Origin of the sequence: Paenibacillus radicis (ex Xue et al. 2023) (genome assembly GCF_024722015.1) — a bacterium.
Taxonomy (GTDB): domain Bacteria; phylum Bacillota; class Bacilli; order Paenibacillales; family NBRC-103111; genus Paenibacillus_S.
In genome coordinates this window covers 1-18,346 of sequence record NZ_JANQBD010000031.1, presented here as the reverse complement: position 1 = coordinate 18,346, position 18,346 = coordinate 1, and the positions used below count along the sequence as shown (strand labels likewise).

At 48.3% G+C, this 18,346-nt stretch carries 12 protein-coding genes and 1 pseudogene; 9 read left to right on the top strand and 4 right to left on the bottom strand.

The genetic code is table 11. The annotated features are described in order from the left end of the window. Window positions 1–17 precede the first annotated feature (17 nt). Together NV381_RS31335 and NV381_RS31330 are read left to right on the top strand one after the other, a co-directional pair. Window positions 18–2,459, top strand: a complete 2,442-nt coding sequence (locus NV381_RS31335) for a dockerin type I domain-containing protein (RefSeq protein WP_258217256.1) — start codon at window positions 18–20, stop codon at window positions 2,457–2,459. 251 nt (window positions 2,460–2,710) lie between these two features. Next, window positions 2,711–3,682: a DUF4850 domain-containing protein gene (locus NV381_RS31330; RefSeq protein WP_258217255.1), complete on the top strand. Its 972-nt coding sequence runs from the start codon at window positions 2,711–2,713 to the stop codon at window positions 3,680–3,682. A gap of 110 nt (window positions 3,683–3,792) precedes the next feature. On the opposite strand, the gene NV381_RS31325 is transcribed toward NV381_RS31330, so the two are convergent. The 4 genes and pseudogenes from NV381_RS31325 to NV381_RS38295 form a co-directional block, all read right to left on the bottom strand. Continuing rightward, the gene (locus NV381_RS31325; RefSeq protein ID WP_258217254.1) at window positions 3,793–8,343 is read right to left on the bottom strand and encodes a glutamate synthase-related protein; all 4,551 of its coding nucleotides are present in this window, start codon (window positions 8,341–8,343) and stop codon (window positions 3,793–3,795) included. Between the two features lie 633 nt (window positions 8,344–8,976). Next, window positions 8,977–10,335: a glutamate-1-semialdehyde 2,1-aminomutase gene (locus NV381_RS31320; RefSeq protein ID WP_258217253.1), complete on the bottom strand. Its 1,359-nt coding sequence runs from the start codon at window positions 10,333–10,335 to the stop codon at window positions 8,977–8,979. Between the two features lie 82 nt (window positions 10,336–10,417). Then, on the bottom strand, window positions 10,418–11,215 hold the full coding sequence (locus NV381_RS31315) for a PhzF family phenazine biosynthesis protein (protein ID WP_258217252.1): 798 nt from the start codon (window positions 11,213–11,215) through the stop codon (window positions 10,418–10,420). Between the two features lie 543 nt (window positions 11,216–11,758). Beyond that, window positions 11,759–12,907 (bottom strand): annotated as a pseudogene (locus NV381_RS38295) (LCP family protein); the annotation flags it as partial. A 314-nt stretch (window positions 12,908–13,221) separates the two neighbouring features. Here NV381_RS38295 and NV381_RS31305 point away from each other — a divergent pair. The 7 genes from NV381_RS31305 to NV381_RS38550 form a co-directional block, all read left to right on the top strand. Then, entirely contained in the window at window positions 13,222–14,289 is a 1,068-nt protein-coding gene (locus NV381_RS31305) for an ABC transporter ATP-binding protein (RefSeq protein WP_258217251.1), read from the top strand. After that, on the top strand, window positions 14,282–15,076 hold the full coding sequence (locus NV381_RS31300; RefSeq protein ID WP_258217250.1) for an ABC transporter permease: 795 nt from the start codon (window positions 14,282–14,284) through the stop codon (window positions 15,074–15,076). Before NV381_RS31305 ends, NV381_RS31300 begins: the two co-directional genes overlap by 8 nt. A 4-nt stretch (window positions 15,077–15,080) precedes the next feature. Further along, entirely contained in the window at window positions 15,081–15,866 is a 786-nt protein-coding gene (locus NV381_RS31295; RefSeq protein ID WP_258217249.1) for an ABC transporter permease, read from the top strand. A gap of 175 nt (window positions 15,867–16,041) precedes the next feature. Next, window positions 16,042–17,337, top strand: a complete 1,296-nt coding sequence (locus NV381_RS31290; protein ID WP_258217248.1) for a serine hydrolase domain-containing protein — start codon at window positions 16,042–16,044, stop codon at window positions 17,335–17,337. 51 nt (window positions 17,338–17,388) lie between these two features. Then, on the top strand, window positions 17,389–17,856 hold the full coding sequence (gene bcp / locus NV381_RS31285) for a thioredoxin-dependent thiol peroxidase (RefSeq protein ID WP_258217247.1): 468 nt from the start codon (window positions 17,389–17,391) through the stop codon (window positions 17,854–17,856). A gap of 89 nt (window positions 17,857–17,945) precedes the next feature. Continuing rightward, the gene (locus tag NV381_RS31280; RefSeq protein ID WP_258217246.1) at window positions 17,946–18,077 is read left to right on the top strand and encodes a hypothetical protein; all 132 of its coding nucleotides are present in this window, start codon (window positions 17,946–17,948) and stop codon (window positions 18,075–18,077) included. Window positions 18,078–18,168: 91 nt separating this feature from the next. Next, the coding region (locus tag NV381_RS38550; RefSeq protein ID WP_419182318.1) for a helix-turn-helix domain-containing protein at window positions 18,169–18,346 on the top strand (178 nt) is incomplete at its 3' end.

Below are 18,346 nucleotides of genomic sequence, written 5' to 3'. Positions count from 1 at the left end.
AGGAGGGAAGCATCCAAATGAAAGCCTCAAGATTGAATAAAGCGCTTGGTATTATAATGGCTTTGGCTATGGCGTTACCAATGTGTCCGCTTGCTGCATGGGCCGACAGCTCTTTGCCTCAAGGGTGGTCGGAAACCGTCATGAACGGTTCGACTACAAGCGGGCAAACTGCATATGTAAGCCAACAAAGCTCAAGCTTTGCCAACGGCAAATTTACCGTTGCAGCCAATCGCGGTAAAATTCAAAGCACAACCCCAACAGGCGGAGACACTGCCTATTTCCTGAATGTTCCAGTGAGCGGGGACTTCACTATGACCGCAAGGGTTGCTACAGTAGGCATTGAACCGGGGAACACAGCTATAAATACGGAGAACCGGGCTATCCTGATGGTAAAAGATGGAGTGACTAATGAATCCAATTCTCTCTCCATTTTTCTAAAGCCAACGTCCGTTGCCGGACCTGTTACAGGGGCAATAGCAGGGTATAGAAGGTTCGGAACGGATGTCGGAGCGGCGACAACGACGCCTTCAAGTATAACGGCAAATGCGCCGGTTTATTTAAAGATGGAGAAGACTGGGAATACGTACAAAGCATTCTATGCAATGGACGGCATCTCCTTTTCACAGTTTTACTCAAGGACGGATACACTCAACACGCTCGCATCGCCAACATTAAATGTAGGCTTAGCCGTAACGGCAGCCACAGTTGAGTTTGATAATGTAAGCATTGTTAGATCGGATGGCACAGCCGTTTTCGGCACAGCAGCTCCACAGAACGTATTGGCCGCCAGTGGCAACGGCAGCGTAACCGTGAGCTGGAATGCAGTCTCCGGTGCGAATTCCTACACACTCAGCCAGAGCACAAACGCGACCGGACCTTTTACACCGGTATCCTCAGCAACGAATATTCAAGCACTAAGCGCATCGATTACAGGCTTAGTTAACGGTACGAAATATTATTATGCTGTAACCGCAAATGGGACGAATGGCTCTACAAGCTCGGCAATAGTTAACGCCACACCTGCCCTGCCTGCACCTGCTGTACCTGCTGTGCCTACTGGGCTCGCGGCGGCGTCAGGTAACGCACATGTAGGCTTAACATGGAATACGGTAACAGATGCAACTTATTATATGGTGAAGCGTGGCACAGCAACAAACGGTCCTTTTTCACTTATCGCCACAAGCGTGACGGCCGCTGCTTACGATGATTTCAGTGTAACTAATGGCAATACCTACTATTATGTGGTAAATGCCGTTAATGCCACCGGTTCTAGTGCCAATTCCGCCTCTGTCAGCGCTACACCGTCAGCGGCACCTGCAACGGTTCCCGTGGATAGCATTCAAGTTACCTCCTCAGGAGGAAGCTCCATCTCTACAAAGAACGGTACGCTGCAGATGTCGGCGGCGGTGCTTCCGAATAATGCCGCGAATGCAGCCGTTGATTGGTCTGTTTATGAAGCAGATGGAGTTACAGCTACCGACAAAGCAACAATAAGCAGTAGCGGTTTGCTTCAGGCTGTCAAGGATGGAACCGTAAAAGTGACAGCTAAAGCAAAGGACGCCTCGGGCGTGTCCGGCAGCAGTACGATTACGATTTCCGGACAAACGCCAGCTCCTGTAATTGTTCCAAATGTTACCTTGACCGGTCTTCAGCAGGCTTCATCCGGACAGCTTTTCAGCTCTAGCTATGGGCTGAGCAACGTTGCAGCCAGTGTGTACAAAGCTATTTATACACAGGATGTTACGTTCCAATATGATGCGAATGTTCTGACCTTTGTGTCGGCGGAATCATTAAAGTCAGGTTTCTCGTTATCGCAAATTATTACAGACACTCCTGGGCAAGTTAGAATTGTTGCGGGGGTTCAGGGACCGGCAGACGCTGTTACAGCGGATGGCGAGCTCATCAAACTGAACTGGCAAGCCAAAAACCTTAGCCAGCCAGGAACAGGTCTGATCACCGTAACTTCAGCGAAGCTTTCTAATAATCAAAGCGGTCAAATAGAGGCAACAACAGCATCGTTATCCATACAAGTGACAGCCGTGAACAAAAGCTCGCTTCAAACGCTAATTGCATCGGTTCAAGCTGCCTATAATACGGCTGTGGAGGGTACTCATAATGGGCAATACCCGGCTGGCAGTAAAGCGATTCTAAATGCTGCTATAGCGGTGGCAGCTACAGTAGCGTCCGATGCATCCGCATCCCAGCAGCAGATGGACGCTGCGGTGCTTCAGCTCAATCAAGCGTTCACAGCATTCCAAGAGTCTAGACTCCAAGTTGCTGCGGGTGATGTGAGTGGGAACGGCATAATAAATGTCGGTGATGTTGGTATAGTTTCGTCAGTCTATGGCCTTACTTCCAGCAGTCCGGACTGGAGCTCGTTCAGTCAAGCCGATGTTAATAATGACGGAGTTATTAATGATCTTGATCTAGCCTTTATTGCAGATATAATACTCAAATAACCGTATGAAGTGAAGTTGTCAGCGGCAGGCGTTGTATTTTAAATTTATGAATTTATAAATAACTCGTTTCGGATTCGTTCCGAAGCGAGTTATTTGTTGAAGGCAGACTATGGGGTTGCCTGAGTAATCAGTGCTCAATAGGGAGAGCGGGAAGATTGGACCTGGAGAATTCGTGCCCTAAAGGGCGGATGCAACTAAAGGTATTGTGGAAGCGTCTAATATTTACTCAAATGAAAAAAGGACGGGTAAACATGGGAGCAACTATTTGGAGGCATAGTCTAATAATCATCGCTGTTTCTATTATTGCAATAGGAAGTTTAGGTTGTGAAGGGAAACGTGCTGCCGATCCTTCACAAACTTCTGCTCCGAATGCAGCTCAGCCAACCGCAGTCTCGTCTTCAGAAAAGGCAATGCCTTCGGCTGCGACAACATCACCACCAGCATCACCACAACTGTCGCCTTCTAACAGCACAGAATTAAAAGCTATCCAGGAGCTTGAAGTGCAATCGGATTTGCAGCTTTCTGAAGATACAAGGAACAAGGTTGATAAGCAGCAGTTGGCCGTTGATTGTGGAAAGCTTGCTTTTAGAAAAGGGGAAAAGGCCGCAGAAGTACAACTGCCATTGATCTGTATCCGTGCAAGCTACGGTGCAGACGATCCGAGCCATCCTACTACGGTTACCCCGAAAATGCCCTTAAAAACTGTGTCTTACTCGACACCTTCTGCGCTGCAGGAGCAGCTGGCTGCTTATTGGATGAACCTTGGAGACAATGTGAATGGTGTGCTTTTGCTTGCTCCCAAAGACTGGAAGGTTGCATCAGGGGAAGTTGGTGCTAACGGCTCTTCCGCAATTCGATTAGAAAGTCCCGATGATCCTGAACAGTTTATTGCCTATATGGATAGCGGCGGCTGCCAAGGCTGTATCACTCCTAATATTGGAGCTTATTTTCCGAAGCTGCGAGATTGGTCGGAGGAACAAGGGTTCACACCCGATTCTATTGCCGACATGAAGCAGCAGTCATTACTTAATCCTAATCTGATGGCATACAGTAAAAAACCAAAGGTCGACGGGTACGAGTTAAATGGAGTTGCTTATCAAGAGCATGGTGGGGGCGGAGGTATATTCCGTAAGCAGGAGGTTCAGCTTCCAGCGGCCAAGCATGGCTCAGCACAGGTTATGCTCAATTTATTTATTGCGTTAAATCGGGGAAGCGAGCATTGAGGCTGCTTCATACGGTGACGATGTCGTACTGAGCCATACAAAGGCAAATTGAAAAATCCCCTTGGAGCGTTTCTCCAAGGGGATTTCTATATATTCACTGGAACTTGGTATTATTCCGTTGCAACCGATTGGTCAGCTTGCAAGTTAACAGGTGCAACACGTACGAAGTTGGCTTCAAGATTGGCCAACAAATATTCAACTGTTGCTGCTGCGTCAGTTTGACCGGAACCTAGAAGCTCTTGGTGATAAGCGCCCAGCAGTTCGTTCAGATCTTTGACGCTCTGTGGTCCGATCTTTTCGATCTTCACCTTGGCGCCTTTCGCAATACGACGTGTGATTGCTGCTTCGTCCAAGCCCATATCAGGCACTAGACGCTGGTAGATAACACCGCCGGTCATACCCGCACAAATCCATGGACCCGGGTCGCCAAGCACTACGGCGCGCCCGTTAGTCATGTATTCGAAGGCAAAGCCTTTCATGTTGGCACGGCTCGCAAGACCGCCGAGCTCATCTTGAATCGGGGAAGTAATTTCACCGCCGAATACGACATCGGCTCCTGAGAAACGAATGCAGGCACGAGTATCCGCATTGCCTTGAACCAGGAACAAGCCTTTTTGCGCACCGTAGCCGAATGATTTACCTACGGAGCCGTTGATGAATTGCTTGTTTTTGCTCAGTGATTTCAAGATGGCCACTTTACCGCCGAATGACATTTTGGCAACGCCGTCTTCAGCACCGCCATGTACCGTAATATTCAGGCCGCGTGAATTGAAAGCACCCAAGCCGTTACCAGGAACGGAACCATCTATTAAGTTCAAGGATACTTCAGGCAAGCTATCGTAGCTTCCGTCGAATCGGTCTCTTACACGATGGCTGGCATAACGTGTTCCCAAGATGCGGGATTCCGCGTCCACTTTGGACCAGTTGCGTACGATTGGAGCATCGAAGGAAAGCGAATCCGGGAAAAATTCCTGGCCTTCAGCACCTGCTGCTATGCGGATATCGGATGATACGGCAGCCGCAGCTTCCAATTCAGCCTCTTGAGCTGCTGCAAATGAAATCGGAGCCGGACGTAGAATATCGGATAGATCGATTTTGTCCAGGCAGCTGATTTGCTGCAGAAGATCGGAACGTCCAACAAGCTCTTGTGCACTAGTAAAGCCCAATTGAGCCACAATTTCACGAATTTCCTGACCCATACCGCCATACAGACGAACGAGTGAATCCACAGCGGTCTCAAATACACGTGGCACGAAACGGCGAAGACCTTTTTCTTCCGCTTCTTCCATGGAATCAATTTGGGTGGCAATCCCTACGTGGCAAGTATCCAAATGACAGCCGCGGCAAGTGGTACAGCCAATAGCTTGCATGGAGATACTGCCGAAACCACAGCGATTAGCGCCTAGTAACATCATTTTGACAACATCCGCACCGGATTTCAATCCGCCGTCAGACCACAACTCAACTCTGTGACGAAGACCAGCTTCGATCAAAGCCACGTGAGCCAGCTTGGTACCGATCTCGGTTGGCAAGCCTACATGCGTCAAGGAGTGAATACGCGCAGCGCCTGTGCCGCCATCGAAGCCGGATAATGTGATAACATCGGCTCCCGCTTTGGCAACACCGACTGCAATCGTACCGATGCCAGGAACGACAGGTATTTTAACATTGATTTTGGCTTTCCGGCCGCTTGCTTCCTTCAGCTCGGAAATGATTTGCGCCAAATCTTCGATAGAGTAGATATCATGATTGTTAGAAGGCGAGATCAAGTCGGAACCGATAGTTGCATTCCGTGCTTCCGCGATTTTAGCTGTAACCTTGGAGCCAGGCAAATGGCCGCCTTCACCAGGTTTTGCTCCTTGACCAATCTTGATTTCCAGAAAGGCAACGGCATTGGCCAATTCAACGTTAATCCCAAAACGTCCGGACGCTACCTGCGCGCCACGTGTTCTTTTGTAACGGCCCAGCATATCCTTGATTTCTCCGCCCTCGCCGTTCATGGTTACCATGTTCAGACGCTCGCCGGCTTCCGCATAGGCACGGAACGCGGTTTCGTTCTGGGAACCGAATGACATGGAGGAGATCAGGATTGGTAAATCATGGCCACCGATTCCGATATCGACTTTCGAAGGGTCCAGAGGCTTACGGCCTTCCTGATGAGCGAGATCATAGTTGAAATCGGCCACGTGGCGAATGGAAATCGGATTGCGCTTCTCTTCTTCGCGCAGCTTGTCGCTATAATCGCTATAGGGTGCCGTGCCTGAAGCGGTTTCTCCAAGCGATTTCCACATACGTTGGAAGAAGTGGAAGTTACGCGCAGCTTTGGCTTTTGGATTAGAGAAGTCCTGATAACGAGCTTCGGCATCCTTCTCCAATTCGGCGAAGCCGGTACCTGCGTTCACGCTTCCCAAGTAGTTCACGATATCTAACACATCGGATACTTCCGGCTTTAAGCCGATGGATGAGAAGAAGCGGGTATAGCCGCGCAGCTCATGTGTACCAATAGTGGATATAACTTTCTCCAAGCCTTTGCTAAGGGCACTGTATACTTTGCGTGCCGCTGAAGCTCCGTTCTTATCTGCTGCAGTTCCAAACAAAAGATAAGGCGAGATCAGGTCAGCGCCCAAGCCACAGGCTACTGCAATATCATGCAGGTTGCGGATTGCCGCTGTACGCAGCACTATTGTAGCTTGACGGCGGAGGTTATCGCCAAAAGCTAATTTCTCTGCTCTGAGCGCAATATCGATTTGCGAAACAGCAAGGTGAGGCTCGAGGAACAAGCGCTCGTTCTGATGTGCATCGGCGTCATCAAGGATCAGCAGCATGGCGCCATTCTTCACAGCTGCAATCGCATCGGCAGCAAGCTGAGCCAATGCATCTTTAATGGATGAGCCGCGGGCGAATGTTGTAGACAATACAGCAACAGCGTTGTCACCTTGAGCGGCAAACAAATCTCGCAGCTGCTCGAAGCTCAGCTGTCCAAGCTCTGACACGGAATCAACAGCATTGCTGCCTTCCAATAATAGAGGCGTTAGCAATTCGATGCGTAGACGCTGATCTAGCTGGCCATAAACGGATGGGCGAGGTCCGACAATGATACGTGTGGAGAAATGCTCCATCTCACGGTCACGGTCAATCGCCGGGTTCGTTACGACAGCTACGCTTTCTTTTATAAAGTCAGGGATGTTTTGACGCTCCCAGTTGATTGCTGCATGTGGTCCGTCATGTCCAAGCGAACGAATCGGCTCGGCGCCGGTTTCGGACATCGTTTCGATCATCTGAATACCTTCACGGTCCCAGCCAAAAGCACTATAAAGCGCGTCGGTAATAGCCACATCCTCTTGTGCAACAGCCTCAATAGATGGTCTCTCATCCTTCAAATGCTTACGCATACCTTCAAATTTAACCTTGCTGCTGGCACGTGTATAAACCAACGATTGAACTCCTGAATAAGGAATCACCTGAACATGCTCGCCTGGTGTCAAGATAACGCCAACTTTCTCACCAGGTGCGATTGGCTTCGGATCGGCTACCATTTCATCGACTGTAATTACACCTTGCTCCGAGGAGAAGTAAAGAGAAGTGTCGCTTTCTACCATCCAAACCGGACGTAAGCCCAAAGCATCCACGCTAAAAATACATTCATTTCCATAACGGGAAACAATACCAGCCGGACCTTGGGCGTAGTGCCCCCAGACTTGACGGTAGTAAACATATAAATCTTGCAGTTCAGGACGGAATTGTTTCATTTCATTAATGATAGGAGGGAATACGATTTCCATTGCTTCGAACAAGCTAATGCCAAATCGGTGGATGAATGTTTCAATCGTACGGTTCATGTCTTGAGAATCACTGCCGCCGTCAACGAGTTGAACGCCAACCATATCTGCTTCCAGACGCAGTTTCTTAACGGTATTAATTTCTCCATTATGTCCAAGTAGGGAAAAGGGCTGTACGCGGAAAAAGCTTGATTGTGTATTAGTCGAATAACGGTTATGACCGATTGTGACTTGGGCTGCAAAAAGTGGATCGCGGGTGTCGTTGAAGTATTTTGGAAGGATGCTTGCAGCACCCATAACTTTGTAGGCTGCTGTTACATTGCTTAATGTAGCTACGTGCACGTTGTAGCGGCGCTCAATTGCAGTGTGCAGTTCGAATAAGTGATCTGCTACAACAACCTCTTGTTTGTCGCAAATAGCTGCAATTTGCCAGAAGGTTGGTTCATCATTCAAACCGTTGGCACCCAGTACGCTGCTGTCAACTTGATTTTCTTGCTCCAGAATAATGGTGATATGATGTTGAGCGAACAGTTCGCGAATGCCACTCTGCATATCTGCTGCCGAAATATCCAGCTTGCGAGGTACGAAAATATGGGCAACCGAGAAGCGTTCATTGTACGCAAGTTTACCATCCAGCCCTGCGTCAATCAGTTTCTTCTCCCAAAGAGCTCTTGGAATATCGGTCAAAATACCGCATCCGTCTCCTTCGCCGTTAATAAAACCCGAACGATGTTCCATTTTTACAAGGGCATCAATCGTTTTGCGGATATTATCACGGGATGGCGATCCGTCCTTCTCAACGATACAGATAATACCGCAGCTGTCGTGCTCGGTACCTAATAAATTTTGAAAACGGCCTTCATTACGCATTACTTCGTTCATTGTTGTGGTCAGCAGGCTGACCGTCACCTCCCAAAAAAGTGTATGGGACTATTAAATCGTCCTCAAGCAAAGTTGTTGATGCAGATTCGTATAAGCGGACGAACCTAGTAACACAGAAAGGATGAATAAAAATTCACTTATACTGTATAAATGAATTTTGCGGCAGTCTGTCAACGGTTGTGAATGAAGATTGTGTATGCTGCAACAAAAAAAAATAATGTGCTCACCTCGACAAAATGAGCTCATATCGTAAAGGCTTTTAGGTCAAAAACCTTACGTTTTAGCCGATTTTATAAAAAAAAGAGTATGTATAGAATATCACGAAATGACTTGCTGCACAATAGAGCATTCTGGAGAAAGAATGAATGTAAGCGTTATCTAATTTGCATAAATGGTGAATAAAGGTAAAAAGATGAGTGAGAGTGCTTATTTATAAAGACGAACGAATTAATGGAACCTTTAGGAAATGGTTCGTCTTTGGGCAGAAACGTTGATTGAGGTAACTAACAATGTAGGGGAAATGATTTCGTTTAAATCGTATAAAACAAAGAGGAGGCTTTGCAAATTAAGCCTCCTCATTTTATCTAAGCTGTAATAAAGAAAGATGAATGCACGAAGCTCATTTCATGCAAATTAGTGGGAGCTGATAGGGTCCTTAGCCATTAGAGCAAAAGCACGTTCTGCCGCATCTATTGTAGCGGCAATGTCGTCATCGGTATGGGCGGAGGTCATAAACCATGCCTCATACTTCGATGGAGCGAGACAGATGCCTTGATCGAGCATCAGACGGAAGAAGCGGGCGAACTGCTCGCCGTCCGTATCCTGAGCTTCCTCGTAGTCGCTTACGGGATGGCTGCAGAAGTGGGTCGACAGCGACCCGCGGATGCGATTGATCGTCAGCGCGATGCCGTGCTCGCGCGCGGCTGATGCCAGGCCGGCTTCAAGGCCGGCCGCGAGCTTGTTGAGCCGGTCGTACAGACCCGGCTCTTGAAGTGCCTGCAGGCATGCAATGCCTGCAGAAATGGAGGCAGGGTTGCCCGCCATGGTCCCCGCTTGATAAGCGGGGCCGAGGGGCGCTACCTGCTCCATGATGTCCTTGCGGCCCCCATAGGCCCCGATCGGCAGCCCGCCGCCGATGATTTTGCCCAGGGCCGTGAGGTCTGGCTCGATGGCCGCGAAGCTGGGCGCTTCCAGGCCATCAAAGGTTTGCGCTGCGCCGTAATGAAAGCGGAACGCGGTGATCACCTCGTCATAGATGACGAGGGAGCCGTTCCGCCGCGCTGCGGCGCACAGCCCTTCAAGGAAGCCGGGCTTCGGCATAACCATGCCGAAGTTGCCCACGATGGGCTCAACCATGACGGCGGCAACTTCATCACCCCACCGCTCAAGAGCGGCCTCGAGTGCCTCGATGCTGTTATACGGCACAGTAATGACCTCGCTCGCGATGCTTGACGGCACCCCCGCGCTGTCGGGAATCCCAAGCGTTGAGGGGCCTGAGCCTGCTGCAACCAGTACGAGGTCGGAGTGGCCGTGATAGCAGCCGGCGAATTTAATGATCTTACTGCGTCCTGTATAAGCGCGGGCGACCCTGATGGTCGTCATCACAGCTTCCGTACCGGAGTTGACGAAACGAACTTTATCAAGCGATGGAATGGCGGCCTTGATCATTTTGGCGAATTCGATTTCCAGCTCAGTGGGGGTGCCGAACAGGGTGCCGTTCTCAGCAGCGCGGCATATAGCAGCCGTTACATGCGGGTGAGCGTGACCAAGAATAATAGGTCCATAGGCGGCTAAGTAGTCGATGTAGCGGTTGCCATCCTCGTCCCAGAAGTGGGCACCTTGACCGCGCTTCATAAAGACGGGTGAACCGCCGCCCACTGCTTTGAAGGAACGGGAGGGGCTGTTGACGCCCCCTACAATATGCTGCAGCGCTTCCTTATATAGCTCCTCGGAGCGTGGTTTAGGTAGGGCAGGAATTGCTGAATTAGTCATTGCAAAAACTCCTTTAATGGTTGTATAACGAAAAATAGCCGGGAGCTAAAAGCTGCTCCTAGCACAATCAGTCCATGAGAGCTTACCGCATTATGAGTCCTTTGACCACAACAACGGCTTGTCCCTGGATAAGAACACGGTCACCCGCCATTTGCAGCCTTAGAAGGCCGCCTCTTTTTGACAGCTGAGCAGCTGTAAAGCTGCTTTTTCCAAGCTTGTCCTTCCAATATGGCGCTAATCCGCAATAAGCTGAGCCGGTAACTGGATCCTCATCAATGCCGATTGGAGAGTAGAAACAGCGGGCAACAAAATCAAAATCGGCATGATCCGAAAGGCTTGTTACTATAAGCCCGCGTGCCGGGAGCTCTTTCAGCTTTTTAAAATCAGGCTCCAACGCTCTCAAAGAAGCTTCTGATTCAAGTTCAATAATATAGTCCAGTCTGTTACGGTAAACCGCAGTAGGAATAATTCCATTCAATGCTTCGACTAACACTTGCGGCGTTTCTGCAGGGGATGGAGGCTCTGCTGGAAAGTTCAGCTCAATTCCATCATCTAGTCTCTTGGCAGTCAGCACCCCGCTCTTCGTATGGAAGCGCAGATGATTAAAGCTGTAGGCTGCACCGGTTTCCCAGAGCACTTGAGCACTTGCTAATGTGGCGTGACCGCATAAATCCACCTCATACTTCGGTGTGAACCACCGGAGCTTGTAGCTTCCGTTACCTAAATCGACTAGAAAGGCAGTTTCGGACAGATTAGTTTCCTCAGCAACTTGCTGCAGCCAACGATCATCTTCAGGAAATTCATCGAGAATACATATAGCAGCGGGATTTCCTGTAAAAGGAGTAGCAGTGAATGCATCAACCGTATAGATAGGGATCATTTTCGATCAGCCCCTTCTTATTAAAAAGAATTAGCATAAGTGCGCGCTTTAGTTTACCAACTAGTTACTAACGTTAATGATATTGTCACTCATAAAAGTTTTCTAAAGCTTAGGTTAAGGGGTAGGTGTGCTGCTCGTTGCATTAGGTTTTGCCCCATTAGCAGGAGTGGTAATGGCTTTGTCTTGTTTCCCGTCTGTGGAGGGAATTGTTGTTACCTCGCCTGGCTTGGCTCCAGTATTGGGAGCATTGCTTGGCCCGTTGTTTTTGCTATCATTAGCTGAGGCGGCTCCAGTGCCGATGGTTTTCTCGGCTGGAGCAGGCGAACTGGTTGGTCCATTGCTTTTGCTATCATTAGCCGAAGCGGCTCCAGTACCGATGGTTTTCTCGCCTGCAGTCGGTGTGCTGCTTGCTCCGCTACTCGATTTGTCATTAGCGGCCGGCTTGGAATCCGGGACAGCGGAAGAACTGCTGATTGGTTTAGATGCAGGGACGGGAACGTCCAGTTTAGCCCCGGTCAGGGGAGTTGTTCCTGCTGTACCGGTTTTTAGGCCGGTATTAGGAACGGTGCCCGCCCCGGTGCTTTTTGTATTGGCAGCGGGAGGGGCGTTTGGAGCATTGCTTTTTATACCTGTGCTTGAGCTTGGGGTGACCGTTGCTGGTCCGCTGCTCTTCATGCTTTCTTTTGCTCCTGCAGCTGCTGCGGAAGGAGCACTACCATTGAATAGCGCTTGAATGTAGGTTTGAAGCTTATCGCGATTAACGGAGATGACCTCCGCACTTCCTACCCGCTTCTCAATCAGGAGCTCGGAAGGAGGGATTTGTTGACTTACCATTCCTTCGGTCTTGGCCTCATAGCCCAGGCTTCCAAGCTTCAGCATATCGGTTGTAGTAAGATTAGTTTCAATATAGGGATCTATGCTGCTTAAAATTTTTGGAAGCTTGATGATGGAGGAAGTGCTCTGCATCTTTTGTGCAACGGCCTGCATAAAATTCCTTTGCCGCTCTGTTCGAGCAAAGTCGCTTAATGCATCATGCCGGAACCGGACGTACTGAAGTGCCATTTTGCCGTCCAAATGCTGCATACCTTTTTTAAGATTAATATCATATTCATGACCATCCTCGGAGTCCGAGTATTTCATGTTCTTTTCAACATCGATATCTATGCCGTCTATGGCATCAACGAGAGCCATAAAGCCCTTGAAGTCGGTATATACATAGTATTGCACCGGAATGCCGAGAAAGTCGCCCACGGTTTTCATAGCCAAATTAGGTCCACCCAGTGCCAAGGCCGCATTGATACGATCTTCGCCGGAGCCTGGAATCTTTACATACGTGTCACGCAGGATAGAAAACAGGTATGCTTTCTTCGTGGTCGGATCAATAGACGCTACTATTAATGTGTCCGAGCGCGGCACTTCATTCTTCTTCATCCCTCGGGAATCTCCACCAAGCAGCAGCACATTAACCCGCTGTTTGCCTTCCCATTTGGGAGGTGTAAAGGTTTCACTGGTTTTCGAAAGGCTGTGGGTTGAGAGTGTATTGAAAAATTTGCTGCCCTCCGGCTTGCTTTGTATTTTATTGCTGAAATTTACAAATGCATATGTATAATATCCGAGCACCCCTAAGAGAAGTATAACTACCGACAGCAGAGACCATTTTAATTTTCTAGCCAACTGATCCGCCCCTTTCATCAAGTGTTCGTTCCTTTTCCTTTGCGATGGGTTCGTGTATCATTATGCATATAGCGTTTGACAATGCTGCGGGATCATACGTGAATGGCCAGTGGAAATTTTTTCAGGTAGCAAAAGCCGCCAGAAATTCATTTGCGGATATTATGTTGGCTGCTGCATCCAATGAATGATCTCCTATAATTATTATAGTTTGTTTGCTTTATTTATATCAAGTTTCAACATAATCAGACAAAATGAGCTGAAGAGGCGCAGTGTAATACCCCTTTTTGCTGTGGAGGTCTGTCGTATTTTGAATAAACCATCAGGAGGAAGATATGCTAGCCATTGAAGTGAACAACCTGCGAAAGGAGTTCAAAGTTCAAAAGAGCCGTGAAGGGCTGAAAGGAGCTTTGCGCGACCTGTTTAATCGAGAGTATAACCAAGTCACAGCTGTAAAAGACATAAGCTTTCAAATTCCAAAAGGAGAAATTTGCGGTTATATCGGCGAGAATGGAGCTGGCAAATCCACCACGATCAAAATGTTGACCGGCATTCTTGTTCCGACCTCCGGAGATATCCGTGTAAACGGCTATGTTCCCTACAAAGATAGGGAGGCTTTCGTACAGCACATTGGCGTCGTGTTCGGTCAACGAAGCCAGCTTTGGTGGGATATCGGTGTTATTGAATCTTTTCAGCTGCTTAAGAAGGTGTACCGTGTCTCGGAAGCTGACTTTAAGCAGCGCCTGGATGAGCTGGTGCAGCGCTTGGAGCTTGCTGAGCTGTTATCCCGCCCTGTTCGGAAGTTGAGCTTGGGACAACGTATGCGATGTGAGCTGGCGGCGTCTCTGCTGCATAACCCGCAAATTGTGTTTCTGGACGAGCCGACCATCGGGCTGGATATTGTAGTTAAGACCGAGATTCGTGAGTTTTTAAAATCGATGAATCAACGTTATGAAACAACGATATTGCTGACCACGCATGATCTTCAGGATATTGAAGCACTTTGCTCCCGGGTCATTATGCTTGACGATGGACGCATTATTTATGACGGCGGATTGGAAGAGCTGAAGGCCAAGTGGGGCAAAGGCAAAGAGGTTATCCTTCAATTTACCGAACCGGTAACGCTTGAGCGGCTGCAAGGGCTGACCCAAGGTCTTGAGGTAGCTTGGTCAATCGAGAACAACCTCATTGCCCGTGTATGGATCCCTCAACAGCAAGCCAATGTGTCCGAGGTGCTTAGCCGTGTTGTCGGCGTGATGAATATCGAAGATATCAAAATCGTCGAGACAAATACGGACGACATCGTTCGTGAAATTTATAAATCAGGCTCGGCTGATGCCGAGAATCGCCGGACCCTTGGACAAGCGTCTAAGGAGGAACAGGAAGTGGCCGTACATGTATAGCGCTTATATCGATATGATCCGCATCCGCTTCTTGATGATGCTGGCTTACCGCGTCAATTACTACAGCGGCATCATCATTTATGCGCTTAACATTGGAGCGTATTACTTTTTATGGAAAGCTATTTATGGCACTAACGAATTGCTGGGCGGAATGACTGTAGCACAGATCACTACATACGTCGCCGTATCCTGGATGGCGCGAGCCTTTTACTTCAATAACCTGGACCGGGAAATCGCTAATGAAATCAAGGACGGCAGTGTGGCCATTCAGTTTATTCGTCCATACAATTATATCATTGTAAAAATGATGCAGGGTCTCGGAGAAGGTATATTCCGTTTCTTCCTGTTCTCTGTACCTGGAATGGTTGTCATTTCATTCTTGATTCCGGTCAAGCTGCCAACGGATCTTGAGGTGTGGGGAATTTTTCTGTTGATGCTGTTTCTAAGCTTTCTTATTAACTCGCAGATCAATATTATTACGGGCTTGTTCGCTTTTTTTCTTGAAAATAACGAAGGCATGATGCGCATGAAGAGAGTTGTAGTCGATCTGTTCTCAGGGCTAGTGGTACCCATGTCATTTTTTCCAGGCTGGGCGGAAGGTATCTTGAAGCTCCTTCCTTTTCAGGCGATAACGTATTTGCCGGGCGCTGTGTTTACGGGAAAAGTGAGCGGTAGCGCAGTTTACCAGGTGTTCGGAGTGCAGCTTCTATGGTTTGTTCTCTTGATCGTTCCGCTCTATCTGCTATGGCGCGGCGCACGGACACGTCTGTTCGTGCAGGGGGGGTAATCGCATGTTCTATGCAGGCTTACTAATTGATTACTTGAAAAATTACATGAAAACGCGCTTGTCCTACCGTTCCGATTTCTGGATCGAAGTGTTATCGGATTTGCTGTTTAATGGTTTGAATTTGTTTTTCATTCTGGTGGTGTTTCAGCATACCCAGCAGATTGGCGAATGGAACGAGCATCAGATTTTATTTGTCTATGGCTATTTTATGGTGCCCTACGGTATTTTTATTACCTTTTTCAATCTGTGGGGATTTACGGAACGGTATATTGTCAAAGGTGAACTGGACCGTATTTTAACAAGACCAGCCTATAATCTGGTGCAGCTGATGCTGGAAAATATGGACCCGTCCTCGCTGTTCAGCGCTTTGACCGGATTTGCTATCATGATTTACTCCTGGACTCATTTGGGTCTTAGCCTGACCTGGTATGATCCATTCGTGCTCGTGCTGCTTGTACTGGGTTCGATCATGATCTACGGAGGGGTGTACATTTTCTTCACTTCGCTGTCATTTTTTTCAGATTCGCCGACGGGGATTTTACCCCTACTGTGGAATTTACAAAACTACGGCCGGTACCCGATGACGATTTATAATAAGCTGCTTGGCTTTCTGCTGACTTGGGTGCTGCCGTTCGGCTTCGTTGGCTTCTATCCTGCCGCTTATTTTCTGGATCGTGAGCACTGGGGGACCTTCGCGCTTTTGACGCCGCTTGTCGGCTTGGTGTTCCTGGTGTTTGCGCTTGCTGTGTGGAACTTTGGAATCAAGCGATACCGCGGCGCCGGCTCTTAGGTAGCAGGGGGGCCGTAGCTGAGCATATTAGGAAGTATGGCTTGTTAAGGGTCAGTCCGAACCCCCATTTTCAGCAAAAATTAAGCTTCTTTTAAGCAAACTTTTAGGTAAATATCATTCTTTCTCCATGTGTGTGTTCTATAATCCTTCTTATAAGATAGGAGGGAGCCTGGAGATGGAATATAGAGAGAACAGAGAAGCCAACCTAAAGGATAAAGGCCCTACACGAAGTTTCAGGAGCAGTCTACCGCAAAAAGGCGGAATGCTCCTGCTGTGCTGTATGATGGCGTCAACGGCAGGATGCGGCGAAGCCAAAAAGCCCGCATCATCGAAACCGCAAAGCGCCTATTCGAGTGAGCAAGCGATTGAATCGATTAAGAAAGTGAAGTCGCCGGATTACTGGCCGACCAAGGGGTGGAAAACCGCCAAGCCTGAGGAGCACGGAGTGGATTCCGCCGCGCTTGCTGAGATGGTGGATCAATTCAAAGGGCATAATCTCCATAGCTTCGCCCTTATCCGCAACGGTTATTTACTGGCTGAAGGCTATAACCAGGATACCGATGCAGATAAACGGCAGCCGATGTATTCAGTAACGAAAAGCTTCACCTCCGCGATTACAGGGATGGCTATTGAGGAGGGCATACTGACTGGGGTAGATCAGAAGCTTAAGGATTTTTTCCCGGAGGTTCAGGAAGACCAGAAGAAGGCTAATATTACGTTGGATAATCTGCTTACGATGACTTCGGGATTGGAATGGGATAATAAGGGCGACCGCTCATCCAATGAAATGGCCGATTCACCAAACTGGATCAAGTATGTGCTTAATAAGCCAGTCGTTGCTCAGTCAGGAACTGTGTTTAACTACAGCAACGGCAGCTCTCACTTAATGTCAGGCATCCTGCAGGAAGCGATTGGGATTCCTATAAGCTACTATGCTAAATCCAAGCTTTTCGACCCACTAGGGATATCCAACGCAGCTTGGGGGACAGATCCGCAGGGAGTGTCCGTTGGCGGGTGGTCCTTACAGCTTACGACGAGGGATATGGCCAAGTTTGGGCTCATGTATTTGCATGAAGGCCAGTGGGACGGCCAAAATATTGTGCCGCGCAAATGGGTCGAAGCTTCTATAAAGCAGCGAGTGAAACAACCTATAATAGACGGTACTCAGGGCGGTTATGGTTATTTCTGGTGGCTTAAGCCAATCGCCAGTGAGCAAAATGAAATGTTGGACCACGATGTATTCTACGCTTCAGGGTCGGGTGGCCAACGAATTTTCGTCATCCCGGACTATAATCTGATTTTGGCGGTTACGGCTGATAACCAGAAGGAAGGCTATATGCCGGAGCAAATGCTGGTCAAGGCGGCGCTGGCCGTTAGATCGGATAAACCGCTGAAGGCTAGCTCTGAGGCAGAAGCTAAGCTTGCAGCTTCGCTGAAAAGCTTTAAAGCGACTGCGGATAAGCCGGAGTAGGGACTCATTTTTTAGTTACATGGTTTATTTAGAGGAAGGAACTGAGGAATTTTGGCTAAGGTAGAGATAGATAAAGTTGTACCTGATTTTACACTTTTGGCGAGCAGCGGCCAGGAGGTATCGTTGCAGCAGTACCGGGGAAAGAGGCTTGTGATCTATTTTTATCCAGCCGATATGACTCCGAGCTGCACGCAGGAAGCTTGCGATTTCCGCGATTATAACGGTCAGTTTGCACAATTAAATGCTGAAGTGATCGGAATCAGTCCGGATGATCTGAAAAAGCATGACAAATTTATAACGAAATGCGAGCTGCCCTTTTTGCTATTATCCGATCCCGATCACCAGGTTTGCGAGCTATTCGGTATATGGCAGCTGAAAAAGCTATACGGTAAAGAGTATATGGGAGTTGTACGCTCAACCTTCTTAATTGATGAAAACGGCAAGCTCGTTAAGGAATGGCGCAAGGTAAGGGTGAAGAACCACGTAGCGGAAGTGCTGCAGGCATTGAAGGAAATGTAGTAAAGATCAGGTTTTCCTAAGCAGAATTGCTTATGGGAAGCCTGTTTTTTTAGGTTGCTTTCATTGTAAAGGAGACACAAGATACTCTTATGGCTGCCAAAAGAAAGACGATAGATGGAAATCCTCCCGTTAATCCAACCTGGATATCGTTTGAAACCAATCTAACTGGAAAAGCTCCTGCTAATCTAGGTGATATGGCTGAGATCAGCCCAAATCCTTAGAATTAGCAGGAGAAATCTCCTAGGCCCCCTAATTAAACTGGAGTCTTTCTTCCCAATAAATTAGACTAAAATTAAAGGGGAGGAAGACAAAATGCGTGCGAGAAAAGTTTTTGAAGAGGCGAGACTCAAGATTGTCCAAGAAGCCCTTTCGGGGATCAAGGTTGCGGTACTAGCTAGGAAATATGAGATCCATCCTGAGACCATTCGTACTTGGGTAAAAGAATATCGTGATAGAATTGGAGACGACCAGATCCCTTCAACCGATGAGC